This window comes from Pseudomonas sp. LBUM1653 (assembly GCF_059716115.1).
The window spans coordinates 6222672-6248300 of record NZ_CP166803.1 but is presented as its reverse complement, the minus strand read 5'-3'; the positions used below and the strand labels follow the sequence as shown (position 1 = coordinate 6248300).

Genomic DNA, 25629 nt, shown 5'->3' with positions numbered 1-25629 from the left:
AAAAATGCAGCGTTCCATTGCCACCGTGTCCTTGAGCGGTACCCTGCCGGAAAAACTCGAAGCCATTGCCGCCGCCGGTTTCGACGGCGTAGAGATCTTCGAGAACGACCTTCTCTACTACGACGGCAGCCCGCGAGAAATTAAACAGATGTGCGCCGATCTCGGGATCGCCATCACCCTGTTTCAACCGTTCCGGGACTTCGAAGGCTGCCGCCGTGACCGTCTGTCACGCAACCTGGAGCGGGCCGAACGCAAGTTCGACCTGATGCAGGAATTGGGCACCGATCTGGTGCTGGTGTGCAGCAACGCCTCGGCCGATTCCATCGGTGATGAACAGATTCTAGTCGACGACTTGCGCCTGCTGGCTGAGCACGCCGGTGCGCGAGGCCTGCGTATCGGTTACGAAGCGCTGGCCTGGGGGCGTCACGTCAATACCTGGCAACAGGTATGGAACATCGTCCGTCAGGCCGATCATCCGAGCCTCGGTGTATTGCTCGACAGTTTCCACACCTTGTCGCTCAAGGGCGACCCGAGCGCTATCGCCGAGATTCCCGGCGACAAGATTTTCTTCGTGCAAATGGCCGATGCACCGATCCTGGCCATGGATGTGCTTGAGTGGAGCCGGCATTTCCGTTGCTTCCCGGGCCAGGGCGAATTCGATTTGCCTGGCTTCCTCGCGCCGATCATCAAGAGTGGCTACACCGGGCCGCTGTCGCTGGAGATCTTCAACGACGGTTTCCGCGCCGCGCCGCCACGGGCCAACGCTGCTGACGGTTTGCGCTCGTTGTTGTACCTGGAAGAAAAAACCCGCGAGCGCCTGGCCCAGGAGGCCAAGCCAACCGCCAATCCCGAGATTCTGTTCGAGACGCCGAAGGCCAGCGAATACAACGGCATCGAGTTTCTCGAATTTGCCGTGGACGAGAGCCTCGGCGCCAAGCTCTCCCATTGGCTGGAGCGGCTGGGTTTCGTCAAGGCTGGTCAGCATCGCTCCAAGAGCGTCAGCCTGCTGCGCCAGGGCGATATCAACCTGATCCTCAACTCCGAACCTTACTCGTTCGGCCACAGTTTCTTCGAGGCGCATGGTCCATCGCTGTGCGCCACTGCCGTGCGAGTCAAGGACAGTGCCAGCGCGCTGGCCCGGGCGGTGGCCTACAAAGGCCAGCCATATCGCGGATTGGTCGGCCCCAATGAGCTGGAGCTGGCCGCCGTGCGCGCGCCGGATGGCAGCCTGATTTACCTCGTCGATCAAGACGCCGATGTCTATGGTACCGACTTCAACCTGCAGCCGACCGCGGTGAGCAGCGGCGGCCTCAAGCGCATCGACCACATGGCCATGGCGCTGCCCGCCGACAGCCTCGACAGTTGGGTGCTGTTCTACAAGAGCCTGCTGGATTTCGAGGCCGATGACGAAGTGGTGCTGCCTGATCCCTATGGTCTGGTGAAGAGCCGCGCGCTGCGCAGCCGTGACAGTTCGATCCGCTTGCCGCTGAACATTTCCGAGAACCGCAACACCGCCATCTCACACGCGTTGTCGAGTTATCGCGGCTCCGGCGTGCACCACATTGCGTTTGATTGCGACGACATCTTTGCCGAAGTCAGTCGCGCCAAGGAGGCGGGCGTCCCGCTGCTGGATATTCCGCTCAACTACTACGATGACCTGGCGGCACGCTTCGATTTCGACGACGAATTCCTCAGCGAACTGGCCTATTACAACGTGCTGTACGACCGCGATGCCCAGGGCGGTGAGCTTTTCCATGTGTACACTGAGCCGTTCGAAGGGCGGTTCTTCTTCGAGATCATCCAGCGCAAGAACGGCTATGCCGGTTACGGCGCGGCCAACGTCGCGGTACGCCTGGCGGCAATGGCAAAGTCCCGAAGTGGTGCCGTACGTCAGACAAAGTTGTAGGAAAATCGTAATCACGTAGAGAAACCGCTGCCGCACGGCTTCCTTCACTGTGCGGCGCGGCTCATAATCGCCAGCCTGTGCAGTGATGGCCGTGAGCCCGCAATGACTATGACTTCAGAACTCTCCGCAGCACCTGATCAACCGATTGCCGAGCCGCGCAAGAGTCGCAAGAACAATCCGGAAAAAACTCGCGAGAACATCCTGCAAGAAGCGATAGTCGAGTTCGTTCAGCAAGGGCTTTCCGGGGCTCGCGTCGATGCCATCGCCGAGCGCATCCACACGTCCAAGCGCATGATCTATTACTACTTCGGCAGTAAGGAACAGCTCTACGTCGAGGTGCTGGAAAAGCTCTACGGCGATATCCGCAACACCGAAAACCGTCTGCACCTGGCGGAGCTGGCGCCGGTGGAAGCGATTCGGCGGCTGGTGGAGTTCACCTTCGATCACCATGACCGCAACGTCGATTTCGTGCGCATCGTCAGCATCGAGAACATTCACAACGCCGAATTTGTGAAACGCTCCGATGCGATCAAGGCAATGAACAACACCATCCTCGACTCACTGGGCGAGATCCTGCGTCGCGGTGCCGAGCAAGGGCTGTTCCGCGCCGGCCTTGAACCGTTGGATGTGCACTTGCTGATCAGTTCGTTCTGCTTCTATCGCGTGTCGAACCGCCACACCTTCGGCGAGATCTTTCAGATCGACTTGCCGGACGAAAGCATCAAGCAGCGCCATCGAGAGATGATTTGCGAGTCGGTTTTGCGATACCTGCAAGCGTAATTCAGCTGGGTGAATCGCCTTTGTAGGAGCCGGCTTGCTGGCGATGGCGATGGCGATAGCGTCTATACGATCGCCATCGCCAGCAAGCCGGCTCCTACATATTGCATCAACCATTCATGCTCTGAAAATGCGCCAGCATCCGCTGCGCATCCGGTACCACGCCGCTGAACAATTCGAACGCCTTCACCGCCTGGAACACCGCCATGTTGCCGCCATCGAGCGTGCGGCAACCCAGCGCACGGGCATTGCGCAGCAGTTCAGTTTCCAGCGGGAAATAAACAATCTCCGCCACCCACAACTCAGCCCGCAGTAACTCGACCGGCACCGGCATGCCTGGCAGTTTTTTCATGCCCATGGGCGTGGTATTGACCAGGCCATCAGCCTCGGCCAGGGTCAGTGCCAAATCATGACCGGCCACCGCGCGGTTACTGCCGAAATGTTGATTGAGATTGTCCGCCAGGCTCTGTGCGCGGTTGATTTCCACATCGAAAATGCTCAGTTGCCGTACGCCTTCGCTCAATAGCGCGTGAGCCACCGCCGCACCAGCGCCACCGGCGCCCATTTGTACGACGTGCTCAACGGCAACGCCCTGCAAGCCACGACGAAAACCCTCGGCAAAGCCCAGGCAGTCGGTGTTGTGGCCAATGCGTTTGCCGTCCTTCAGCACCACGGTGTTCACCGCGCCAATACCCCGGGCTTCTGGCGACAACTCGTCAAGCAGCGGGATGATCGCCTGCTTGCACGGAAAGGTGATGTTCAGGCCGGTGAAGTTCATGCGCTCGGCGGCCAGCAGCAGCTCGGGCAGGGCGTCGGTGTCGAGTTGCAGTTGATCGAGATCGATCAGGCGATAGAGATAACGCAAATCCTGGGCATCGCCTTCATGCTCGTGCAGGGCAGGGGTGCGGGAAGCCTGGATGCCGGCGCCGATCAGGCCGGCCAGTACCGTTTGATTCTTGTTCATGATGCTCACCCCTTCAGACGTTGGCTGAAGTGCTCCAGGGCCAGGCGATAACCATGGCTGCCGAAGCCGGCCATTACCGCAGTGGCAATGGCCGAGACAAAGGAGTGGTGCCGAAACGGTTCACGGGCATGCACGTTGGAAAGGTGCACTTCGATCACCGGCAGTTCGCTGGCGACCAGCGCGTCGCGGATCGCCACCGAGGTGTGCGTCCAGGCAGCCGGGTTGATCACGATCCCGGCGCAACGGCCGCGGGCGGCATGAATCCAGTCGAGCAGTTCGCCTTCATGGTTGGTCTGGCGAAACTCCACTGCCAGTCCGAACTCTTCGGCGGCTCGACCGCACATGGCGGAAATGTCAGCCAGGGTTTCGTGGCCGTAAGTCGCCGGTTCACGGGTGCCAAGCAGGTTCAGGTTGGGGCCGTTGAGCACCAGAATGATAGGGGACATCAAGGTTTCTCCACTTATTATTTTTGGCATGGCCGAGGTTTCAGCCTGTGGAGATAAAATGTACTAGATGGTTAATTTGGTCAATTGGACAGCTGGCTAGTGGGCGGATTGTGTGCGGTGATCGGACGGTCTTTTAACGAGGCAAATGTTCGACCAAAAAATCGATGAATGCCCGCAGCCGCAAGGGCATATGCCGACTTTGCGGGTAGAGCAGGGTAAACGGCCGCGAACGCCCCCCATAAGGTTTGAGCACTTCCACCAGCGAGCCATCGGCCAGTTCCTTCTCGACGATAAATCGATAGGTCTGAAACAATCCCGCACCATGTTTCGCCAAGGTCACGCCACCCAATACATCGTCGGAACAACTGAAGTTTCCCTCGGCAAGAATCTCCCGTTGCACGCCATTGTCATTGAACAACCAGGCAATGCGCCGCCCGCTGCTGGGCAGTTCGTACTGAATGCATTCGTGTTGTTGCAGGTCATCGAGAGTTTGCGGCGTCCCGGCCCGCTTGAGGTAATCAGGGCTGGCAATCATCACCAGCGCGGCGTCTTCGAGTTGCCGGGCGATCAGGCCGGAATCTGGAATCGCCCGCACACGGATGGCCATGTCATAACCTTCACCGACGAAATCGATATTGCGATTGCTGATGTGCGACTCGACCTTCACCGCCGGGAAACGCGCGCGAAACTCAGGCAGCAACGGCAGGATGCGATGGTGGGCGTAGGTGGTCGGAATACTGATGCGCAAGGTCCCGGAGGGCACTTGCTGCTGACCCATGACTTCGCGCTGGGCTTCAACCAGTTGCGCCAGCGCCTGGCGGCACTCTTCGTAATAGCGGCGACCACTGTCGGTCAGCTTTACGCTGCGGGTGGTGCGCGCAAACAGCCGCACGCCCAGACGTTCTTCCATGCGCGACACCGAGCGGCTCACCGCGGCCGGCGTGACACCCGCCACCAGCGCTGCGGCAGTGAAGCTGCCGGCTTCGGCGGCCAGGCAAAACAGCTCGATGCTGCCCAGTTGGAGATCGTCGAATTGTCGCTGCATGATTGATTACACCGGGGATCAAATGAAGTCTGTGAATCAGTATTTATCAAATGCCCGCACGCAGATACAGTCAGCCTTACTTAATGAGCGAGCAGGAGAAGCAGCATGCCTTTCGTCAGCGTACGCATCACCCGAGACGGCGTAACCCGGGAGCAGAAAGCCCAGGTTATCGCCGAAATCACCGAGACCTTGCAGCGCGTGCTCGGCAAGCCGCCGGAGCTGACCCACATCGTGATCGAGGAAGTCGACACCGATAACTGGGGGTATAAGGGGATTACCACGACTGAGTATCGAAAAAACCTGCCGGGATGATTTCACGAAAAACAAAAAGCCGTCTGAACGACGGCTTTTTTGTGGGTGTGGTGAAAGCAATGCTTACGATTTTGCCGGGGCCGCTGTCGGTACCAGGCGCTGCTGAGCGCTAGTCTCAGAGGCGTGTTGACGATTGGGTGCGTCGCGCCGGTCGTCAGGTTTTCCAGGGAATGTCGAATCTTTCGACTCAATAACCTAACGGATGGGTTAGCATGAAAGTATGCAGCTACAAAGGGCTCTCGGTGGAGATCATGTTGCGTGACGAGCATTGTCCGCCCCATGCGCATGTCGATGGAGGAGGCTGGAATGCTCGATTCAAGTTCAGCTTCTGGCACAACGGCGTTGAGCTCTGGGACGTTGTTCCACTCTCGCGCCGGCCGACGTTGGCGGTGCTGGAAGGGTTATGTCAGTCGCTCAAGCAACCTGTCCATTTGCTGCGTGCCCGTGGCATCTGGTGGAGAAAACTGCACACGGTCTGCCTTGATAATCAATTGTGGGACTGGCAAAGCAACGAAATCGTTGTGGTGAAAAGGATTGCCAGCACAACCAACATGATTGGCTCGGCTTGCTACGAACCTGAAACGAACAAGACGCGGTTATTCCTGATAAGTACACGGGAAGCTGTGGAGATCGAGTTATGAAAACGGTAAAAGCCAAGGCCCAGGCAGACACCCCGATAACGGAACGTAGCCTGGACGAAGCGATTGAGCGTGGGAAATTACGCAGGAACAACAGTCTTCACGCGACGGCAGTTACCTTCCTGGCACCTTGTCTGGCGGTAAGCTTCGAGGATGGCAGCGGCGTATTGCTGCCCGTGGTGAATTATCCTGAATTCGATGGTTACGACGTCGAGGATTTCGCAGGCCTGACCGTTGGCTACGCGGGTACCGCACTGTGCCATGAAGGAAAGGATCTGCATGTATCTCTCGCCGGCATGATCTCGGCGAGCAAGCCATTGATGGCCATGGCCGCATCGGTAATTGCCTCGCGCAATGGCCGCCAGAGCAGCGCCGCCAAGGCCGAGGCTGCGCGGGCCAACGGCAGGAAGGGTGGACGTCCACGCAAGGTCGACGTTGTCCTTTGAGCAGGCACAAAAAAGCCGTCGTGATGACGGCTGATTTGTTTGTGGCCTCTGCAATCACCGCCGAGTCAACAGCACCCCGGATTCCATGTGATGCGTCCACGGGAACTGGTCGAACATCGCGCATTGGGTGATGCGGTGGGTGTCGTGCAGTTGGGCGATGTTGGCCGCCAGGGTTTCCGGGTTGCAGGAAATGTAGAGGATGTTGTCGAAGCGTCGGGTCAGCTCGCAGGTGTCCGGGTCCATGCCGGCGCGGGGCGGGTCGACGAAGACACTGCCGAACTCGTAGCTCTTGAGGTCGATGCCGTGCAGGCGGCGGAACGGTCGCACTTCGTTCAGCGCTTCGGTCAGTTCTTCGGCGGACAGGCGCACCAGGGTGACGTTATCCACAGCGTTTTCACTGAGGTTGCTCAGCGCTGCATTGACCGAGGTCTTGCTGATTTCGGTCGCCAGCACTTTGCGCACGCGGGTGGCGAGTGGCAGGGTGAAGTTGCCATTGCCGCAATACAGTTCCAGCAAATCGTCCGGGCGATCACCAAGCGCATCGTACGCCCAGTTGAGCATCTTCTGGTTCACGGTGCCATTTGGCTGAGTGAAGGCGCCTTCGGGCTGGCGATAGCTGAAGGTGCGGCCGCCGACTTCAAGTTTCTCGACTACGTAATCGTGACCAATGACTTCGCGCTTGCCCTTCGAGCGGCCAATCACGCTGACGTTAAGATCGGCAGCCAGTTTCGAGGCCGCTGTGTGCCAGTGCTCGTCCAGCGGGCGGTGGTAGCACAGGGTGATCATCGCATCGCCGGCCAAGGTGGTCAGGAACTCCACCTGAAACAGCTTGTGGCTCAGGGCGGCACTGGCTTGCCAGGCGGCCTTGAGCTGCGGCATCAACTGATTGATGCGCTGGCTGGCGATCGGGAACTCTTCGATCAGGATCGGCGTGCGTTTGTCTTCCTGGGAAAACATCGCGTAGTGGCGCTCGCCGGCTTCGCGCCACAGGCGGAATTCGGCGCGCAGGCGGAAGTTTTGCAGCGGCGAGTCAAAGACGGCCGGCTCGGGTGCGTCGAACGGGGCCAGCAGGTCACGCAGGCGCGTGACCTTGTCTTCGAGCTGGACGGTGTAGGCCTGGGAATCAAAAGTCATGCGTTGAACCAACCGAGCTTGATCACGAACAGAATCGACAGGATCACCAGCGCCGGATTCAGCTCACGGCCACGACCGGACATCAGCTTGATGGCGGTCCAGGCAATGAAACCGAAGGCGATGCCATTGGCAATGGAATAAGTAAACGGCATGGCCAGCGCGGTGATTACGACCGGTGCGGCGACGGTGATATCGTCCCAGTCTATTTCGGCCAGGCCGGATGTCATCAGTACGGCGACGAACAGCAGCGCCGGTGCCGTGGCGAACGCGGGAACGCTGGCGGCCAGCGGCGAGAAGAACAGCGCCAGCAGGAACAGGATCGCCACGACGACAGCTGTCAGGCCGGTGCGGCCGCCGGCACTCACGCCTGCGGCGGATTCGATGTAGCTGGTAGTGGTCGAGGTGCCCAGCAGGGAGCCGGCCATCGCGGCGGTACTGTCGGCGATCAGCGCGCGGCCCATCTTAGGCATGTGGCCGTCCTTGCCCATCAGCCCGGCGCGCTTGGCGACGCCGATCAGGGTGCCGGAGTTGTCGAACAGGTCGACGAACAGGAAGGCGAAAATCACGCTGACCAGACCGATGTCCAGTGCGCCCTTGATGTCCAGTTGCAGGAAGGTCGGGGCCAGCGACGGCGGCATCGACATCACGCCGCCGAACGGAGTGAAGCCCATCACGATGGAAACAGTGGTCACTACCAGAATGCCGATCAGCACTGCACCGCGTACGGCGAGGGCTTCAAGGGCAACAATCAGGGCGAAGCCGAGGGTGGCGAGGATCGGTGCCGGTTGTTTCAGGTCGCCGAGGCCGACCATGGTCGCCGGGTTGCTGACCACGATGCCGGCGTTGTGCAGGGCGATCAGCGCCAGGAACAGGCCGATACCGGCGGCAATGGCCGAGCGCAACGGCAGCGGGATACTGTTGATGATCCATTCACGGATGCGGAAGATCGACAGCAGGAAGAAGCACACGGCCGAGATGAACACCGCACCCAGCGCCACTTGCCAGGTATGGCCCATGTGCAGGACCACGGTGTAGGTGAAGAATGCGTTCAGGCCCATACCCGGCGCGAGCGCGATCGGGTAGTTGGCGATCAGGCCCATGGTTGTGGAGCCGATGGCTGCCGCCAGGCAGGTGGCGACGAACACGGCGCCTTTGTCCATGCCGGTCTCGCCGAGGATGCTCGGGTTGACGAACAGAATGTAGGCCATGGCCAAGAAGGTCGTGACGCCCGCCAGAATCTCGGTTCGCACGTTGGTGTTGTGTGCCTTGAGTTGAAACAGCCTTTCCAGCATGTCTGCTCCCCGTGGCGCGCCCGGCGCCGTGAATGTATCGACCTCAACAGCAAAGCACAGACCGCTGAACGCGCCTGGGAAAATACTGTGGGCCGGAAAAAGCCGCGCATCATACCAGCAGCGTGGGGTTATGGCTGCTTATGGCGGTGATCGTCGTCGATGTTTTGCGTTTAGTCCAAACCAGCCATACTGCGCGCTGGTTTTTTGCGGTGGTAACTGGATGAAAAAGCGTCTGACGATCATGTCTGGTGTCTTGATGGCGTTGTCGCTGGCCGCACAATCGGCCTCGGCGGCTTCGGCACCGCCGTTGACCCAGGTAAAAGTGCTCAAGGTCGAGTCGCCAGGCTGTGGTTTTGAGACGATTGACGAAGGGCAGGCGCAGACCCGCTGCAACCACGCGGGCCCGAACATCAGGATCTACGTGCTGGAAGTGGGCTACGGTCGCAGCCAGCCCCATGTCGCGCTGGATGGCTTCGAAGTGGATGGCACCCGTACGCCGGTATGTGCCTATGACAACGGCAACCTGACCGACTGCTCGCAAAGGACCAAGGTCGTCGGCAACCTGTACATTTTCAATCTGGCGGGTAAGCAGGAAGGTACATTCACCTTCAGCAACACCTCGATCAACGCGCCGGGCAACACGATGTCGACCCAGCTTTACATCAAGTAACCACAGGGGCCCGAACAAGCGTCAGGAAAGCTGACTACGCTTTAGGAACCCTTCCGTGGATTGTTCCCATGACCTTTCGAGCCTTGATTACCCTCGCTGAGGGCGCTGATGACCTGCAGACAGTGACCTTGATCGATGTATTGCGCCGCGCCAAGGTCGAAGTGGTAGTGGCCAGCATCGAGGGGCGGCGCATGCTCACTTGTGCCCGAGGCACGCGCTTGACGTGCGATGCGATGCTGGTGGATTTGCTGGCCCAGCCGTTCGATCTGATCGTCCTGCCTGGCGGAGCCGTAGGGGCGCAACATCTGACCGCCCACCAACCCCTGCAACAATTGATCAAGGACCAGGCCGCGGCGGGACGCCTGTTCGCCGGCATTGCCGAAGCGCCCGCGATAGCCCTGCAAACCTTCGGCGTGCTGCGCCAGCGCCGCATGACTTGCCTGCCCTCGGCCAGCCATCAATTGTCGGGCTGCAACTTCGTCGATCAACCGGTGGTGGTCGACGGCAATTGCATCACCGCCCAAGGCTCGGGTGGCGCTTTGGCATTTGCGCTGACGCTGGTGGAACAGCTGTGCGGCAAAGCCACGCGGGCGATGGTGGCGGGGGAGTTGGTGGTTTAGACGGCGTCAGGCGTGAGCGGCGATGGGTTTGATGGGCGGTTGCTCACGCTGCTCCGCTTGCCACAGATCGTAGTCGGTCTGAACCCCTAACCACATGCGGGCCTTGCCGATTCCAGCGCGTTCCAGACGCACGGCCAAATCCGGGCTGACTGGCGCATGTCCATGCAGTACCCGCGACAGATGCGGGCGTGCAAACCCAAGGTGCCGGGCGAGTTCCGCGACGCTGATGCCCAGCTCTGGTAATACATCCATCAACAGTGTTTCGCCAGGGTGCGGCGGGTTGTGCATGGGCATGTCCTGCCTCCTGTCAGTGGTAGTCCAGATAGTCGACCAGTTCGATATCCGACCCGATAAAACGAAAGATAACCCGCCAGTTTCCGGAAACGGTCAGTGACCAGTATTCGGCCAACTCTCCCTTGAGTGGATGTAACCGCCACCCTGGAAGGTCGAGGTCGCCGGGTACCACTGCGCGCTCCATGAATTGCAGCATGCGGCCCAGACGTTTCGCATGATCTGCAAGAATCCCCCGAGTCGAACCTGTTTCATAGAAGCCACGAAGGCCTTTGTGCTGAAAGGATTTGATCATGGGGGAAGTGTAAGGCGATACATTACACCCTATGCGTTAACTATGTATTGCACCTGGTCGGCAAATTTGTGATCAGCCTCAGGCCTTCGCCTCTTCCACTGGCACATGCATACGGTCGCGGTTGGCCAGGGTCGGGAACAATTTGATCCAGGTCCCGGTCACCACCAGAGTGCCAATCCCTCCCATAACGACTGCCGGCACGGTGCCGAACCAGTGGGCAGTCAGGCCGGATTCGAATTCGCCCAATTGGTTCGAAGCCCCGATGAACAGACCGTTCACAGCGCTCACCCGGCCGCGCATTTCGTCCGGGGTTTCCAGTTGCACGAAGGATGCGCGGATCACCATGCTGATCATGTCGGCCGCGCCCAGCACCACCAGCACGGCCAACGAAAACCAGAACGAGGTCGAGAGGCCGAAGGCGATCGTCGCCACGCCGAACACACCCACAGCGGTGAACATCACCCGTCCGACATTGCGTTCCACGGCAAACCGCGCCAGGAACAGCGACATCAGCAGCGCACCCACCGCCGGTGCCGATCGCAGCAGGCCAAGCCCCCAGGGACCGGTCAGCAGAATGTCCTTGGCGAACACCGGCAGCAACGCCGTCGCACCCCCCAGCAGGACAGCGAACAGGTCAAGGGAAATGGCCCCGAGAATGTCCGGGCGACTGCGGATGAAACGGATGCCCGCCAACAGTGAGTCCAGTGTGGCCTTGCCCTTGTTCAGGGGTGTTTGCCGGGCGGGCAGGTTCAGCATCAGCGCGCAGGCGATGATGTACAGGATCACCGTCGGGCCATACACCCAGACGCTGCCGAAGGCGTAGAGCAAGCCACCGAGGGCCGGGGCGACGATGGTCGCCGATTGCTGGGCCGACTGCGCGGCGGCCACGGCCCGGGGAAACAGTGCGCTGGGCACGATGCTCGGCAGCAAGGCTTGAGTGGTCGGCATTTCGAATGAGCGTGCGGCGCCGAGCAGGAACGCGAGGATGAAGATCATTTCCCGGGTGACATGGTCGGTCGCGCTGCCGATCGCCAGCGACAGGGCGATCAGCGCTTGCAGCGACTGGCAGATGGCCGCGACCTTGCGCCGGTCGTAGCGATCGGCGACATGCCCGGTGTGCAGCATGAACAGCACGCGCGGAGCGAACTCCACGAGCCCGACCAGGCCCAGGTCAAGCACGTTGCCGGTCAGTTGGTAGAGGTTCCAGCCAATGGCCACGGTGAGCATCTGAAAACCGCTTGCGGTAAAAACCCGGGCCAGCCAGAAGGCGATGAAAGGGCGATGGCGACGTAACAGTAAGGGCTCTTGGCTGGGCATTTGAAGGCAAGTCTGGGGAGGGAAAGGGCGAGACTATCACCAACCTGTAACAGGAAGTTGCCGCGGGAGAAAATTTCGTTAGCCAAGCATCGATTTCACTGGCTGGTTGCTGACTGCCTCCCCGGGAATTCATTTCAACCTGTGACTGAAACCGTGAGGCAACTTGTCACGCGGCAAAAGACCACGCGGGTCATCCCTGCAAATGGGACTACTCTTTCATCGTTGCTTGATCCAGATCAAAACCCACAGAAGGAATTGATCCGGCGGCCGGTTGGCCAGACTCCCTGCGTTGTGATGCGAGCAAAAAAAGAACAAACAGAGAATCGCCACACTCCATATCCGTGGGGGCCGTGGGTGCAGGCTTCGAGCCCGCAGCCGTACTACCTGACAGAGGAAGACTTATGTTCGGTTTAGAGGCACTTGATCTCGCCCGAATTCAGTTCGCGTTCACTATCTCGTTCCACATCCTGTTTCCAGCCATCACCATCGGCCTGGCCAGTTACCTGGCGGTACTCGAAGGCTTATGGCTGAAAACCCATAACGACACCTACCGAGACCTCTACCATTTCTGGTCGAAGATCTTTGCCGTCAACTTCGGCATGGGTGTGGTCTCCGGACTGGTCATGGCCTATCAGTTCGGTACCAACTGGAGCCGCTTCTCGGACTTCGCCGGCTCGGTGACCGGTCCGTTACTGACCTACGAAGTGCTCACGGCATTCTTCCTCGAAGCCGGTTTCCTCGGCGTCATGCTGTTCGGCTGGAACAAGGTCGGACGCGGCCTGCACTTCTTCGCCACGGTCATGGTGGCCATTGGCACGCTGATCTCGACTTTCTGGATTCTCGCCTCCAACAGCTGGATGCAAACGCCTCAGGGGTTTGAAATCATCAACGGCCAGGTCATTCCCACCGACTGGCTGGCGGTGATCTTCAACCCGTCGTTCCCGTACCGCCTTATGCATATGGCGACGGCGGCATTTGTTGCCACGGCGTTCTTCGTTGGCTCCTCGGCGGCCTGGCATTTGCTGCGCGGCAAGGACAACCCGGCAATCCGCAAGATGCTTTCCATGGCGATGTGGATGGCGCTGATCGTCGCACCGATCCAGGCCGTTATCGGGGACTTCCATGGTCTCAACACACTGAAACATCAGCCGGCCAAAATCGCCGCGATCGAGGGGCACTGGGAGAACCACGGCAACGAGCCGACGCCGCTGATCCTGTTCGGCTGGCCGGACATGAAAGAAGAGAGAACCAAGTTCGCCGTCGAGATTCCGTACCTGGGCAGCCTGATCCTGACTCACTCGCTGGATAAGCAGGTGCCGGCGCTCAAGGAATTCCCACCCGAGGACCGACCGAATTCGACCATTGTGTTCTGGTCGTTCCGGATCATGGTCGGCCTTGGCTTCCTGATGATCTTCACCGGTTTGTGGAGCCTGTGGCTGCGCAAGCGCGACAAGCTGTACACCTCGCGGCCTTTCCTCTACCTGGCATTGTGGATGGGGCCGTCCGGCCTGATCGCGATCCTCGCCGGCTGGTTCACCACGGAAATCGGTCGTCAGCCGTGGGTGGTCTACGGTCTGATGCGCACGGCGGATGCGTCCTCCAATCATAGTTTCATGCAGATGAGCATCACCTTGATCTTGTTCGTCGTGGTGTATTTCGCCCTGTTCGGTGCCGGCCTCGGTTACATGATGCGCCTGGTGCGCAAGGGGCCGAAGATCGACGAAGGCAAGGAAACCAACGACGGTGGTCCCGGGCAGAAACGTACGCCGGCACGTCCGCTCTCTGCAGCTGACGACGATCATGCCGATGCCGACCACATCGTGACCAAGGAGAATTGAATCATGGGTATTGATCTTCCGCTGATCTGGGCCGTGATCATCATCTTCGGCATCATGATGTACGTAGTCATGGATGGGTTTGACCTGGGCATTGGCATTCTCTTCCCGTTCATTCCCGGCAAGACCGACCGCGACGTAATGATGAACACCGTCGCCCCGGTCTGGGACGGCAACGAAACCTGGCTGGTACTGGGCGGTGCGGCGTTGTTCGGGGCTTTCCCGCTGGCCTATTCGGTGGTGCTCTCGGCGTTGTACCTACCGTTGATTTTCATGCTGATCGGGCTGATTTTCCGCGGCGTGGCGTTCGAGTTCCGCTTCAAGGCCAAGGATGACAAGCGTCACTTGTGGGATAAGGCATTCATCGGTGGTTCGATTGCCGCGACGTTCTTCCAGGGTGTGGCCCTGGGGGCGTTCATCGATGGCTTGCCGGTGGTCGATCGGCAGTTTGCCGGCGGCTCGCTGGATTGGCTGACACCCTTTACCCTGTTCTGCGGCGCGGCACTGGTGGTGGCGTATGCGCTACTCGGTTGCACCTGGCTGATCATGAAGACCGAAGGCAAGTTGCAGGAACAGATGCACGACCTGGCGCGACCATTGGCGTTCGTGTTGTTGGCGGTGATCGGTATCGTCAGCATCTGGACCCCTCTGGCCCACGCCGAGATCGCAGCCCGCTGGTTCACCTTGCCGAACCTGTTCTGGTTCCTGCCCGTGCCGATCCTGGTGTTGGTGACGCTCTATGGCCTGATCCGTGCCGTGGCCCGCAACGCGCACTACACGCCATTTTTGCTGACACTGGTGCTGATCTTCCTCGGTTACAGCGGCCTGGGCATCAGCCTGTGGCCGAACATTGTGCCGCCGTCGATCTCGATCTGGGACGCTGCTGCACCACCGCAAAGCCAAGGCTTCATGCTGGTGGGTACGCTGTTCATCATCCCGTTCATACTGGGTTACACCTTCTGGAGCTATTACGTGTTCCGCGGCAAGGTCACCCATGAAGACGGTTACCACTAGTCACGCACCCGCGTTGGCGTCAGCCACGGCGCCATCGATCGGAAGGAGATCGAAGCAATGACCGGTAAACATTCCTTGCACGACATTGAAGAAGCCGAAAAAAAGCCGCTGTGGCAGCGGCTCGGCTGGTTGGCCATGATCTGGGCTGGCAGCGTCGGTGCGCTGTTCATTGTGGCCAGCCTGATGCGGATGTTCATGAACGCCGCAGGCCTGAGCACTCACTGAAAGAAACGACATCCCATCGCGCAGCCCTCAGGCGCGGACTTACAACCCTCCTGAGCTGGAGGGTTTTTTTTGCGCGTTACTTGCGAGCCTTGAGGATCACGAATTTCGGGGTGGCCGCCACTTGCTCGACCCCGCGGAACAACCGCGCCAACTTGCTGTGGTAGCCCAAATGACGGTTGCCGACGATGTACAGTGCACCGCCCACCACCAGCGCCTCCCGGGCTTGCTGAAACATCCGCCAGGCCAGGAAGTCGCCGACGACCTGTTGTTGGTGAAACGGTGGATTGCACAGCACCACATCCAGCGACTGGGGTTCCTGCCCGGCCAAGCCATCGCCCGCCCGCACGATCGCCTGCCGTTCACCTAGCGTGGCGCGCCAGTTCTCGGCGGCCGATTGCACCGCCATGAAGGATTCATCGACCAGCGTGTAGCGGGCTTCGGGGTTTTGCAGGGCACTGGCGATGGCCAGCACGCCGTTACCGCAACCGAGATCGGCGACCCTTGCGCTGCCGAGGTTCTTCGGCAGGTGTGGCAGGAAGGCTCGCGTGCCGATGTCCAGGCCTTCACGGCAGAACACGTTGGCGTGATTGAGCAGTTCGATCGCAGGATCATCCAGTCGGTAGCGGGTCGGGTAGGGGGACACCACGGCGGCTTTGGCTTGGGCTGTGGCGATCAACAGCCGGGCTTTTTTTACCGCCAACGAAGCTTGCACCGGGCCGATATAGCGCTCAAGCAGGTCGCCGGCCGCACGCGGCAAATGCTTGATCATTGCCCCGGCAATCACCTGGGCGCCGGGAGCCAATTGGCCTTGCAGGCGGATCAGTTGTTCTTCCAGTAATGCCAGTGTCTTCGGTACCCGGATCAGCACTCGGTCGAACGGCCCCGTGAAGGGTTCACTGGCCGATACGTGGGGCACGGCATCAAACGCCTGGCCATTACGGGCCAGGTTCTTTTCCAGCCCCTGCAAGGCCAGGAAAGAATCGCCACTGCTGGTCACATTGACCTTGCCTGCCAGGCTGACGGCCAATGCACCAAAACTGTCGTTCAGCACAAGCACCCGCGTATTCGCCGTGGGCAGCTGTTCAGCCAGATGATTGAGCAAGTACTCATCTGCAGCATCAAAAGCTTGCAGCGGTTCGTTTTGCTGTTCGGGCTGGCGGATCAGGTCGAGCTGGGCGAACGGGGTTTCGAGCAAGGGCATCGGGCAGGAGGCTCTGAATAATAGATGTACAAGAATGTTCCGCGGCCCTGAGGCGTTGTTGCGGGCGGGACCGTCCGAGTGAACTGCGGCATGATGTTTTACACGTCAACACTCAAGAAGGATGCAAATGGTACGTTTTTTTCTTTTGGATTACTCGCAGGTTTTTGTGATCAGCGCAGCGCGCCGCTGCTGAGATAACCGGCCTTGACCGCAGCAATGACTGCCGAAATCTTGTTATTGACGCCCAGTTTCCCAATCGCACTCTGCACATGGAAATTGACGGTGCGTGCACTGAGATTGAGAATCCTGGCGCTCTCGAAGGCCGTCTTGCCATCGGCTGCGAGTTTCAGCACGTCGATTTCCCGCAACGACAAATGCGAAGTAGCCAGTTCTGGCGAGCGTTTTGGAAGCGATTGTGCAACCAGTGCATGCAGATGCCGTCCCATGAAGACGGAAAAACCGAGATTCTCGTACAACTCAAACGCACTGATTGGACAATGGCTCCTGGCCAGGCTCAGGATGCTACACAGACCGCTCTCATCATCATGTACCGATTGCGACCAGCCGTGCTGAAATCCTTGCAGCCCAAGCGCTTCCCACATCGCTGGGACCTTGGAAAAGAGCTCTTCACTCCAAAGAATTGGCAACATAGTTTGATTGCAATGAGCCACTATTGGGTCGATGTCTCTAAACTTTTTTTGATCATATTCGGTGTTCCAGCTTGCAGGGTAATTATTGAGTTTCAGTGTATTTACTTGATCAGATCTGGTTTTGTAAGTGACTGAAAAGTCGAAAAATTTATAACCTATGTTTTTTGCGAAACGGAGCGATACCTGATAGGCGGTGTCTATCTCCTTTGCGCAGGCTATCTCTCTGAGTTGTGACTCCTTCCACCTTTCCATCTTCTGGCTCGCTTTTTATCAGCTCGGGGGGGGCGTATGGATCCAATGTCCAATAGGCACGGAGTGTAGGATATTTCATACAGGGCGGTGAGAATTTTTTGTTTTTATCCAATTTCTTAATAAAGTTTCTGGTTCTAATGTGATTCAGTTTGAAATATGTATTGAATGTTGATGTTGATGTTAATGTGATTGCATTATGTTTTTGTTGTGGTAACTAAGTAGTTAAGTTTGGGAGGTGATTGGGGTAATCATGCAATCGATAATGTTTCTCTAAAGACACTACAAATCGCCGGTGTTTCTGCGAACCGCTTTGCGAGACACTTCGGTTATGTGTTGAAGGGAGCACCCCATGACCGCCAGTGAAGAGAAATTTACCCGTCAGACCTTGCTCGACGTCCAGCCGTTGACGCCGAACCTGTTCACCCTGCGCGCTACGAGGGACGCGGGCTTTCGCTTTCGCGCAGGGCAATTCGCCCGGCTGGGCGTAGTCAAGGCAGACGGCAGTACGGTGTGGCGCGCCTATTCCATGGTGTCTTCACCCTACGACGAGTTTCTCGAGTTCTTTTCCATCGTCGTGCCCGGCGGCGAATTCACCAGCGAGCTGAGCCGGCTGGGCATTGGCGACACGCTGTTGGTCGATCGGCAGGCTTTCGGGTACCTGACACTCGACCGCTTCGTCGATGGGCGTGATTTGTGGCTGTTATCCACAGGTACTGGGCTGGCGCCGTTTCTATCGATCCTGCAGGACTTCGAGGTCTGGGAAAAATTTGAGCGAATCATCCTCGTGTATAGCGTCCGGGAGTCCAGAGAGCTGGCCTATCAGGCACTGATCTCCGGATTGGCGCAGCGCGACTATTTGATGGAATTTGCCCACAAGTTGCAGCTCATCAACACCGTGACTCGCGAGCGGCACCCGGGTGCCCTGAACGGACGGATCACCACCCTGATTGAAAACGGCGAACTGGAGCGGGAGGCTGGCGTTGCGCTGACGCCTGAACATTCGCGAGTGATGTTGTGCGGAAACCCGCAGATGATTGAAGACACGCGCAAATTGCTCAAGCAGCGAGACATGCACTTGAGCCTCAGCCGGCGGCCCGGTCAGGTGGCGGTGGAGAACTTCTGGTAAAAAAAAACGGCGCTTTGAAGGCGCCGTTGGATTCAGGGTCGATTGTTCTGGGACTTGAGCAAGTCGCGAATCTCACCGAGCAACTCTTCTTCCTTGGTCGGAACCGGAGGCAGGGTGGGCGCGACGGCTTCTTCGCGCTTGAGGCGGTTGATGGCCTTGACGCCCATGAAGATCGCGAAGGCGACGATGATGAAGTCAATCAGGGTCTGAATGAATTTACCGTACGCCAGGACCACTGCCGGGACATCGCCTTGGGCATCCTTGAGCGTAATGACCAGGTCGCTGAAGTCCACCCCGCCGATCAGCAAGCCGATAGGGGGCATGATCACATCGCCAACAAACGACGTTACGATCTTGCCGAAAGCAGCGCCGATGATGATACCGACGGCCATGTCGATCACATTCCCTTTGACCGCGAAGGCCTTGAACTCGTTTATCACGCCCATAGGTCATTTCCTTGTTACAGATGAGGTTGGTGAACGCAGTGTAAATCAGCAAATCGCATCCTGCTCGAAACGACTGCCTGCGGGGGCCGCCTGCAATCGACCGGACCAGTGGTAAAAAGTTTACTAAAATACTTCTTCGCCACGCGAGGTCATTTCTTCGCAGCTGCCTCTCGGCGCTTGGCAATCAGGTGAGTGGTATACGAGAAAGTCGCTGTGGGTTGCACTATGTGATTTGAGGGTTTCGATGCCCGCCAGTCATAAGTCTTATAGGAGGTATTCTGGTTTTTAGAGCAGGCGCCAATTTGACAGTCAAATTCAGTCGGCAAAAAACTACGTGTTTATATTTGTATGACTGTTTTTCAAGGGTATAGCTGTACGTCTGGATATTGAATGGTTAATTTTTGTATAGGTTTTTTGCTAGAGTTGTTGGGCGGGGCAGGTGTTCTGGTGTGTTTATATGCAAAACAATAACTTCTGCTTTGTTTCAATGTTGGTCGTGTACTTTATAGCCAGTGTTTGAGGGCCATCGACCAAGATTATAAGTGTTGAGATTGAATTATTCGCTTAAGACTGCTTGGCATCAATCGCGACATACCGAGACGGCCGACCTGAGCTATCATCGCGGTTTTTGCCGGGAGTTCAGATGGCCAAGGCCAAGCGCATGTACGGCTGCACTGAGTGCGGCTCAACCTTTCCGAAATGGGCCGGACAATGTGGCGAGTGCGGCGCCTGGAACACACTCACTGAAACCATGGTGGAAAGCGGCGGGGCGGCGGCGCCCAGCGGTCGCACCGGCTGGACCGGCCAGCAGGCGCAAATCAAGACCCTGGCTGAAGTGAGTGTCGAGGAAGTCCCGCGTTTCTCCACGGCTTCCAGTGAGCTTGACCGGGTGCTGGGTGGCGGCCTGGTTGACGGTTCGGTGGTGCTGATCGGCGGTGATCCCGGCATCGGCAAATCCACCATTCTGCTGCAAACCTTGTGCAATCTCGCCAAGAGCATGCCGGCGCTGTATGTCACGGGTGAAGAGTCGCAGCAGCAGGTGGCCATGCGCGCAAGACGCCTGGGGCTGCCACAGGATCAGCTGCGGGTCATGACCGAAACCTGCATTGAAACCATCATTGCTACCGCCCGGCTGGAAAAGCCCCGGGTCATGGTGATCGACTCGATCCAGACGATTTTCACCGAGCAACTGCAATCGGCACCGGGTGGTGTGTCTCAGGTTCGCGAAAGCGCGGCGCTGTTGGTGCGTTATGCCAAGCAGAGCGGCACCGCGATTTTCCTTGTGGGGCACGTGACTAAGGAGGGCGCCCTGGCGGGGCCCCGAGTGCTGGAGCACATGGTCGACACCGTGCTGTATTTTGAAGGCGAATCAGACGGGCGCCTGCGCTTGTTGCGGGCGGTAAAAAATCGTTTCGGCGCAGTTAACGAACTGGGCGTGTTCGGGATGACCGACAAGGGCCTGAAGGAAGTCTCCAATCCTTCGGCAATTTTTCTGACCCGTGCCCAGGAAGAAGTCCCAGGCAGTGTGGTCATGGCGACATGGGAAGGCACACGGCCGATGTTGGTGGAAGTCCAGGCGCTGGTAGATGACAGTCACCTGGCCAATCCGCGCCGGGTAACACTGGGCCTGGATCAGAACCGGCTGGCAATGTTGTTGGCAGTCTTGCACCGGCACGGCGGCATACCCACCCACGACCAGGATGTGTTTCTCAACGTGGTCGGTGGGGTGAAAGTACTGGAAACGGCATCTGACCTGGCATTGATGGCAGCCGTCATGTCCAGTTTGCGTAACCGGCCGCTGCCCCATGATCTGCTGGTGTTCGGTGAGGTCGGTCTGTCCGGCGAAGTGCGTCCGGTGCCAAGTGGTCAGGAGCGCCTGAAGGAAGCGGCCAAACATGGCTTCAAACGTGCCATCGTGCCCAAGGGCAATGCACCGAAAGAGGCGCCGCCGGGTTTGCAGATCATCGCGGTCACCCGTCTGGAGCAGGCACTCGACGCCCTCTTCGAATAACACCAGTCCCCTGTAGGAGCGAGCATGCTCGCGAAAAACGTCAACGATAACGCAGTGCTTCTGGTTGCCCGCGTCGCCGATGCGTTTTTCGCGAGCATGCTCGCTCCTACAGGGGTGCATTCAGATTTCGATGAGGGCGCCCAGTTCCCGCTCAAGCTCTAGCGGATCACCCAGATTGAATTCGATCAATCGGCGCAGACGTTCAATCGACTCCAGGCTGATATGCCTGCACACGAAACCCAATTGCCCATGGTCTTGATGGGTCAACTGCACATCCATTTCGATGTCGATGTCTTCGCTCAGATGGATGTCGACAAAAAAGTCCTCCTGCGGATCGCCCAGCCAGGGGTCCGGTCGCTCAATCAGCAAGCCCTTGAGCGACAGGTCGATCAGCTTCACCGGCCAGATGGACGCCCCTTGGCCCAGCTCGGTTCTGGCATCGAACGCAATACGTTTGAAGCGGCGACGTTCGGCAGGGTGCTCGCTCATGGCACGATCCTCGGAAATGTACGCTGACTATAGACCGGCATTGCAAAAGGCTGCCAGCGCGCCAGGTGTCTAGACCAATGTAGGAGTATGGCCTTTGCTGTCAGGCAAGCTAAACTCGAGGTGGCTGTCTTTCTTGTCCACTCTGGCTGGAATAATAAAATGAAAAATAATAATAGCCCGCTACGCCACTTACCCTGGCTGGTGCTGGCAATCGTTGGGGCGTGCGCCCTGGGCGTAGTGGCACTGCGCCGAGGTGAAGCGATCAACGCTTTGTGGATTGTGGTCGCTGCCGTGGCCATCTATCTCGTTGCGTACCGTTACTACAGTCTGTTCATCGCTAATAATGTCATGCAACTCGATGCTCGGCGGGCCACTCCCGCTGTGCTCAACAACGACGGTCTGGATTATGTCCCGACCAACAAGCATATCCTCTTCGGTCACCACTTCGCGGCCATCGCCGGCGCGGGGCCGCTGGTCGGTCCGGTCCTGGCAGCGCAGATGGGCTACCTGCCCGGCACGCTGTGGCTGATTGCCGGCGTGGTGCTGGCCGGTGCCGTGCAGGACTTCATGGTCCTGTTCATGTCCACCCGCCGCAACGGCCGTTCCCTGGGCGACATGGTCCGTGAGGAAATGGGCCGCATCCCCGGCACCATCGCGCTGTTCGGCTGCTTCCTGATCATGATCATCATCCTCGCGGTGCTGGCGCTGATCGTGGTCAAGGCCCTGGCCGAGAGCCCGTGGGGGATCTTCACGGTGATGGCGACCATCCCGATCGCGATGTTCATGGGCATCTACATGCGCTACATCCGCCCGGGTCGCATCGGTGAAATTTCCGTGATCGGTGTGTTGCTGCTGCTGGGTTCCATTTGGCTTGGCGGGCAAATTGCCGCCGATCCGGTCTGGGCCAAGGCCTTTACCTTCACCGGTGTGCAGATTACCTGGATGCTGATTGGTTACGGTTTCGTGGCAGCCTCATTGCCGGTGTGGCTGATCCTGGCCCCCCGTGACTACCTGTCGACCTTTCTGAAAATCGGCACCATCGTGGCCTTGGCGATTGGCATCCTGATCACCATGCCTGAGCTGAAAATGCCGGCGCTGACCCAATTCGTCGACGGCACAGGCCCGGTGTGGAAGGGTGGCCTGTTCCCGTTCCTGTTCATCACCATTGCCTGTGGTGCGGTCTCGGGTTTCCACGCACTGATTTCTTCCGGCACCACGCCGAAGCTCCTTGATAACGAGGTCAATGCCCGTTACATCGGTTACGGCGGTATGCTGATGGAGTCCTTCGTGGCCATCATGGCCATGGTCGCTGCCTCGGTGATCGAGCCAGGGGTGTACTTCGCCATGAACAGCCCGGCCGCCGTGGTTGGCGGTGATGTGGTGGCAGTGGCGACCGCGGTCAGCAACTGGGGCTTTGCGATTACCCCGGAGGCGCTGCAAGCGGTGGCCAAGGACATCGGTGAAACCACTATCCTGGCCCGTGCCGGCGGTGCGCCGACCCTGGCCGTTGGCATCGCGCAGATCCTGCACAGCGTGCTGCCGGGTGAAAACACCATGGCGTTCTGGTACCACTTTGCGATCCTGTTCGAAGCGCTGTTCATCCTGACCGCGGTAGACGCCGGTACCCGTGCCGGGCGCTTCATGCTGCAGGACCTGCTCGGCTCCTTCGTACCGGCGCTAAAACGCACCGAATCGTGGACCGCCAACCTGATCGCCACCGCCGGCTGCGTGACCATGTGGGGCTGGTTGCTGTATCAGGGCGTGATCGATCCGCTGGGTGGCATCAATACCCTGTGGCCGCTGTTCGGCATCTCCAACCAGATGCTGGCCGGTATCGCGCTGATGCTCGGCACCGTGGTGCTGATCAAGATGAAACGCCAGCGTTATGTCTGGGTCACCATGCTGCCCGCCGTGTGGTTGCTGATCTGCACCACCACTGCCGGCTTCATCAAGCTGTTCGACGCCAACCCGGCGATCGGCTTCCTGGCCCTGGCGAAAAAATACAGCGATGCCCTGGCCAACGGTCAGATCCTCGCCCCGGCCAAGGACATCACTCAGATGCAGCACGTGATCTTCAACGCCTACACCAACGCCACGCTGACCGCGCTGTTCCTGTTCGTGGTGTTCAGCATCCTGTTCTATGCGCTCAAGGTCGGTATTGCCGCCTGGGGTAAAAAAGAGCGCACGGATAAAGAATCGCCCTTCCAGGCGCTGCCGGATGCTTAACCTGAGGAATGCAGCATGTTCAATGACCTGAGTCGCCTCGGTAAATACCTCGGTCAGGCCGCGCGCCTGATGGTGGGGATGCCCGACTACGACAACTACGTCGAGCACATGCAAAGCAAGCACCCGGACAAACCGGTGATGAGCTACGAGATGTTCTTTCGGGAACGCCAGGAGGCTCGTTACGGTGGCAAGGGTGGGCCGAAGTGCTGTTGATGCACGCAGGCTAAGCAACACAACACTGTAGGAGCCAGGCTTGCCGGCGAAAGCGATCTTCAGGACGCTTTCGCCGGCAAGCCTGGCTCCTACAGTTTTTTAGCATATGGGAGATTTTGTTTTGCTCACTCCAATTCCGGTCACGATCCTCAGCGGCTTCCTCGGCGCCGGCAAAACCACGCTGTTGCGCTACCTGCTCAAAGCCGAGCACGGTCTGAAAATTGCCGTGATCGAAAACGAATTCAGCGACGCCGGCATCGACACCCAACTGTTGGGTGACGAACCGGTACAGGTCATGACGCTGTCCAACGGCTGCGTCTGTTGCACCATCCACACCGACCTGACCAAGGCCCTGTATCTGCTGCTCGAACGCCTGGATAACGGTGACATCGCCTTCGACCGCCTGGTGATCGAATGTACCGGCCTCGCCGACCCGGCTCCGGTGGCACAAACCTTCTTCATCGACGAGGAGTTGCGCGAGCGCTACATCCTCGACGGCATCATCACGTTGGTGGACGCGGCACACGCCGAACAGCACCTGACCCAGACCATCGCCCAGGCGCAGATCGGTTTCGCCGACCGCTTGCTGGTGAGCAAGCGTGATCTGGTGGACGAACCTGCGTTCACGGCGTTGAGCGAACGCCTGACCCGTATCAATCGTCGTGCACCGATCCGCGTGGTCGACCACGGCAAGATCGACCTGGCAGAACTGCTTGATGTGCGTGGGTTCAATCTCAACGCAGATCTGGGCGGCGGCGTGAGTTTGCGCCCAGTGAGCCAGGCCCCGTCCATCGACCGTATTTCCAGCCTGGTGCTGCGCACTGAAAAACCGCTGGATATCGACAAGCTCAGCGAGTTCATGAACGAGCTGCTGGAGGAGCACGGCAAGCAACTGCTGCGCTACAAAGGCGTATTGAACATCCTCGGCGAGCCGCGCCGCATGGTGTTTCAGGGCGTTCTGAAGCTTTACGGTTTCGACTGGGACACGGAGTGGGCGGCCGATGAAACCCGTGAAAGCGTGATCGTGTTCATTGCCGATGATTTGCCGCAAGAAAAGATTCGCCAGGGGTTCGCGCGAGTGGCGGCGAGCTAACCGGCAATACGCTTCTGGCTGGAGAGCGGTTGAGCGTTCAGCAATACCGCCTCCAGATGATCCAGGTGCCGGTTCAGTAATGTCACCGCCATCGCGGAATCCCTACGCGTTAGCGCATCCACGATTTTCTCGTGCAGCTGCCAAACGCAATAGTCCTCGAAGGCAACGTCAAACTGTGCAATCGCCAACGAGGTCAGTGGCACCAGGCTGCCGAGAAAATGCGCTAACGGTGCGTTGCCCGCCATTTCTGCCAACTGCAGGTGAAAATCTCCCGACAGACGAATGGCCAGGCCACGCTCGGCGCATTGGCGCTCGCTTTCGACCAGCGCTCGCAGGCGCTCCAAGGCATGCGTGCAGGGGCGTTGGCAGGCCAGCCTCACCAGCATGAGTTCGGTCAGGCGCCGGGCATGCAACGTTTGCCGGGTTTGCTCGGCATCGAGCTCGGCGACGCGAGGACGATGGTTGGCCCGAAGGACAATGACCTGCTGGTGGGACAGTCGCGCCAGCACTCCACGAATGTCGCTGCGTCGAGCGCCAAACATCTGCGCCAGGCTCTCTTCGGTAAAGCGACTGGCCGAATGGATACGCTGTTTGAGAATGGCGTTGAAAACCCGTGAATACAGATCATCCACCAGAAGGGGGATGGGTAGGGCAGCGAGTGTCTGTGGCGAAGCGAAGCTGTTCATGGCCTGTCT

General features: G+C 58.8%; 28 protein-coding genes. 15 read left to right on the top strand and 13 right to left on the bottom strand.

The features are described 5' to 3' along the window. The first annotated feature begins 4 nt into the window (after positions 1 to 4). Positions 5 to 1906: a 3-dehydroshikimate dehydratase QuiC gene (gene quiC / locus ACA054_RS28205; RefSeq protein WP_497687113.1), complete on the top strand. Its 1902-nt coding sequence runs from the start codon at positions 5 to 7 to the stop codon at positions 1904 to 1906. 102 nt (positions 1907 to 2008) lie between these two features. Beyond that, positions 2009 to 2686: a TetR/AcrR family transcriptional regulator gene (locus tag ACA054_RS28200; protein ID WP_497687112.1), complete on the top strand. Its 678-nt coding sequence runs from the start codon at positions 2009 to 2011 to the stop codon at positions 2684 to 2686. Positions 2687 to 2792: 106 nt separating this feature from the next. On the opposite strand, the gene ACA054_RS28195 is transcribed toward ACA054_RS28200, so the two are convergent. From ACA054_RS28195 to ACA054_RS28185, 3 genes are all read right to left on the bottom strand, one after another. Next, positions 2793 to 3647 (bottom strand): shikimate dehydrogenase, encoded by an 855-nt coding sequence (locus ACA054_RS28195; protein ID WP_497687111.1) that lies wholly within the window; start codon positions 3645 to 3647, stop codon positions 2793 to 2795. 5 nt (positions 3648 to 3652) lie between these two features. Beyond that, complete coding sequence (aroQ, locus tag ACA054_RS28190) at positions 3653 to 4093, bottom strand: type II 3-dehydroquinate dehydratase (RefSeq protein WP_497636674.1); 441 nt, start codon at positions 4091 to 4093, stop codon at positions 3653 to 3655. A gap of 133 nt (positions 4094 to 4226) precedes the next feature. Continuing rightward, positions 4227 to 5138, bottom strand: coding sequence for a LysR family transcriptional regulator (locus ACA054_RS28185; RefSeq protein ID WP_497687110.1), 912 nt, complete (start codon positions 5136 to 5138; stop codon positions 4227 to 4229). Between the two features lie 105 nt (positions 5139 to 5243). Between ACA054_RS28185 and ACA054_RS28180 the strand changes: the two genes are divergently transcribed. The 3 genes from ACA054_RS28180 (at position 5244) to ACA054_RS28170 (ending at position 6534) form a co-directional block, all read left to right on the top strand. Then, the gene (locus ACA054_RS28180) at positions 5244 to 5450 is read left to right on the top strand and encodes a tautomerase family protein (RefSeq protein WP_008066080.1); all 207 of its coding nucleotides are present in this window, start codon (positions 5244 to 5246) and stop codon (positions 5448 to 5450) included. Between the two features lie 212 nt (positions 5451 to 5662). Further along, a complete protein-coding gene (locus ACA054_RS28175) occupies positions 5663 to 6091 on the top strand; it encodes a DUF4160 domain-containing protein (RefSeq protein WP_497687109.1) in 429 nt (142 codons plus the stop codon). Next, positions 6088 to 6534, top strand: coding sequence for a DUF2442 domain-containing protein (locus ACA054_RS28170; protein WP_497687108.1), 447 nt, complete (start codon positions 6088 to 6090; stop codon positions 6532 to 6534). The genes ACA054_RS28175 and ACA054_RS28170 overlap by 4 nt, the downstream gene beginning before the upstream one ends. Positions 6535 to 6588: 54 nt before the next feature. On the opposite strand, the gene trmA is transcribed toward ACA054_RS28170, so the two are convergent. Together trmA and ACA054_RS28160 are read right to left on the bottom strand one after the other, a co-directional pair. Next, positions 6589 to 7668, bottom strand: coding sequence for a tRNA (uridine(54)-C5)-methyltransferase TrmA (trmA, locus tag ACA054_RS28165; protein WP_497687107.1), 1080 nt, complete (start codon positions 7666 to 7668; stop codon positions 6589 to 6591). Next, a complete protein-coding gene (locus ACA054_RS28160; RefSeq protein WP_497687106.1) occupies positions 7665 to 8960 on the bottom strand; it encodes an NCS2 family permease in 1296 nt (431 codons plus the stop codon). The genes trmA and ACA054_RS28160 overlap by 4 nt, the downstream gene beginning before the upstream one ends. A 220-nt stretch (positions 8961 to 9180) precedes the next feature. On the opposite strand from ACA054_RS28160, the gene ACA054_RS28155 reads away from it, so the two are divergent. Next, the gene (locus ACA054_RS28155; RefSeq protein ID WP_497687105.1) at positions 9181 to 9630 is read left to right on the top strand and encodes a DUF4879 domain-containing protein; all 450 of its coding nucleotides are present in this window, start codon (positions 9181 to 9183) and stop codon (positions 9628 to 9630) included. A 68-nt stretch (positions 9631 to 9698) separates the two neighbouring features. Further along, a complete protein-coding gene (locus ACA054_RS28150; protein WP_497687104.1) occupies positions 9699 to 10250 on the top strand; it encodes a DJ-1 family glyoxalase III in 552 nt (183 codons plus the stop codon). Between the two features lie 6 nt (positions 10251 to 10256). Here ACA054_RS28150 and ACA054_RS28145 read toward each other — a convergent pair whose 3' ends face one another. From ACA054_RS28145 to ACA054_RS28135, 3 genes are all read right to left on the bottom strand, one after another. Continuing rightward, the gene (locus ACA054_RS28145) at positions 10257 to 10544 is read right to left on the bottom strand and encodes a HigA family addiction module antitoxin (protein ID WP_180204523.1); all 288 of its coding nucleotides are present in this window, start codon (positions 10542 to 10544) and stop codon (positions 10257 to 10259) included. Positions 10545 to 10557: 13 nt separating this feature from the next. Then, entirely contained in the window at positions 10558 to 10836 is a 279-nt protein-coding gene (locus ACA054_RS28140; RefSeq protein WP_497687103.1) for a type II toxin-antitoxin system RelE/ParE family toxin, read from the bottom strand. Between the two features lie 78 nt (positions 10837 to 10914). Continuing rightward, entirely contained in the window at positions 10915 to 12153 is a 1239-nt protein-coding gene (locus ACA054_RS28135) for an MFS transporter (RefSeq protein ID WP_497687102.1), read from the bottom strand. Positions 12154 to 12554: 401 nt separating this feature from the next. Here ACA054_RS28135 and ACA054_RS28130 point away from each other — a divergent pair, with 401 nt between their 5' ends. From ACA054_RS28130 to ACA054_RS28120, 3 genes are read left to right on the top strand one after another with little or no spacing between them, the layout of a single operon-like run. Beyond that, positions 12555 to 13991, top strand: a complete 1437-nt coding sequence (locus ACA054_RS28130) for a cytochrome ubiquinol oxidase subunit I (protein ID WP_497687101.1) — start codon at positions 12555 to 12557, stop codon at positions 13989 to 13991. Between the two features lie 3 nt (positions 13992 to 13994). Next, entirely contained in the window at positions 13995 to 15002 is a 1008-nt protein-coding gene (gene cydB / locus ACA054_RS28125) for a cytochrome d ubiquinol oxidase subunit II (RefSeq protein ID WP_008066100.1), read from the top strand. Positions 15003 to 15059: 57 nt separating this feature from the next. Further along, positions 15060 to 15227 (top strand): DUF2474 domain-containing protein, encoded by a 168-nt coding sequence (locus tag ACA054_RS28120; RefSeq protein WP_497636663.1) that lies wholly within the window; start codon positions 15060 to 15062, stop codon positions 15225 to 15227. Between the two features lie 76 nt (positions 15228 to 15303). Here the strand turns inward: ACA054_RS28120 and ACA054_RS28115 are convergent, their stop codons facing one another. Beyond that, the gene (locus ACA054_RS28115; RefSeq protein WP_497687100.1) at positions 15304 to 16428 is read right to left on the bottom strand and encodes a methyltransferase; all 1125 of its coding nucleotides are present in this window, start codon (positions 16426 to 16428) and stop codon (positions 15304 to 15306) included. Positions 16429 to 16598: 170 nt separating this feature from the next. Continuing rightward, entirely contained in the window at positions 16599 to 17330 is a 732-nt protein-coding gene (locus ACA054_RS28110) for a helix-turn-helix transcriptional regulator (protein WP_497687099.1), read from the bottom strand. A gap of 349 nt (positions 17331 to 17679) precedes the next feature. Between ACA054_RS28110 and ACA054_RS28105 the strand changes: the two genes are divergently transcribed. Beyond that, on the top strand, positions 17680 to 18456 hold the full coding sequence (locus tag ACA054_RS28105) for a ferredoxin--NADP reductase (RefSeq protein ID WP_497687098.1): 777 nt from the start codon (positions 17680 to 17682) through the stop codon (positions 18454 to 18456). Positions 18457 to 18488: 32 nt separating this feature from the next. Here ACA054_RS28105 and mscL read toward each other — a convergent pair whose 3' ends face one another. Then, entirely contained in the window at positions 18489 to 18902 is a 414-nt protein-coding gene (gene mscL / locus ACA054_RS28100) for a large-conductance mechanosensitive channel protein MscL (protein WP_497687097.1), read from the bottom strand. A gap of 643 nt (positions 18903 to 19545) precedes the next feature. On the opposite strand from mscL, the gene radA reads away from it, so the two are divergent. After that, the gene (gene radA, locus ACA054_RS28095) at positions 19546 to 20913 is read left to right on the top strand and encodes a DNA repair protein RadA (RefSeq protein ID WP_180204530.1); all 1368 of its coding nucleotides are present in this window, start codon (positions 19546 to 19548) and stop codon (positions 20911 to 20913) included. A gap of 120 nt (positions 20914 to 21033) precedes the next feature. Here the strand turns inward: radA and ACA054_RS28090 are convergent, their stop codons facing one another. After that, entirely contained in the window at positions 21034 to 21402 is a 369-nt protein-coding gene (locus ACA054_RS28090) for a PilZ domain-containing protein (protein WP_497687096.1), read from the bottom strand. A gap of 159 nt (positions 21403 to 21561) precedes the next feature. Between ACA054_RS28090 and ACA054_RS28085 the strand changes: the two genes are divergently transcribed. The 3 genes from ACA054_RS28085 (at position 21562) to yjiA (ending at position 24934) form a co-directional block, all read left to right on the top strand. Further along, positions 21562 to 23628, top strand: coding sequence for a carbon starvation CstA family protein (locus ACA054_RS28085; protein WP_497687095.1), 2067 nt, complete (start codon positions 21562 to 21564; stop codon positions 23626 to 23628). A 15-nt stretch (positions 23629 to 23643) separates the two neighbouring features. Next, on the top strand, positions 23644 to 23841 hold the full coding sequence (locus ACA054_RS28080) for a YbdD/YjiX family protein (protein WP_008052036.1): 198 nt from the start codon (positions 23644 to 23646) through the stop codon (positions 23839 to 23841). Between the two features lie 121 nt (positions 23842 to 23962). Next, positions 23963 to 24934, top strand: coding sequence for a GTPase (gene yjiA, locus ACA054_RS28075; protein WP_497687094.1), 972 nt, complete (start codon positions 23963 to 23965; stop codon positions 24932 to 24934). Here yjiA and ACA054_RS28070 read toward each other — a convergent pair. After that, positions 24931 to 25620, bottom strand: a complete 690-nt coding sequence (locus tag ACA054_RS28070) for a GntR family transcriptional regulator (RefSeq protein WP_497687093.1) — start codon at positions 25618 to 25620, stop codon at positions 24931 to 24933. The genes yjiA and ACA054_RS28070 overlap by 4 nt on opposite strands. Positions 25621 to 25629 lie beyond the last annotated feature (9 nt).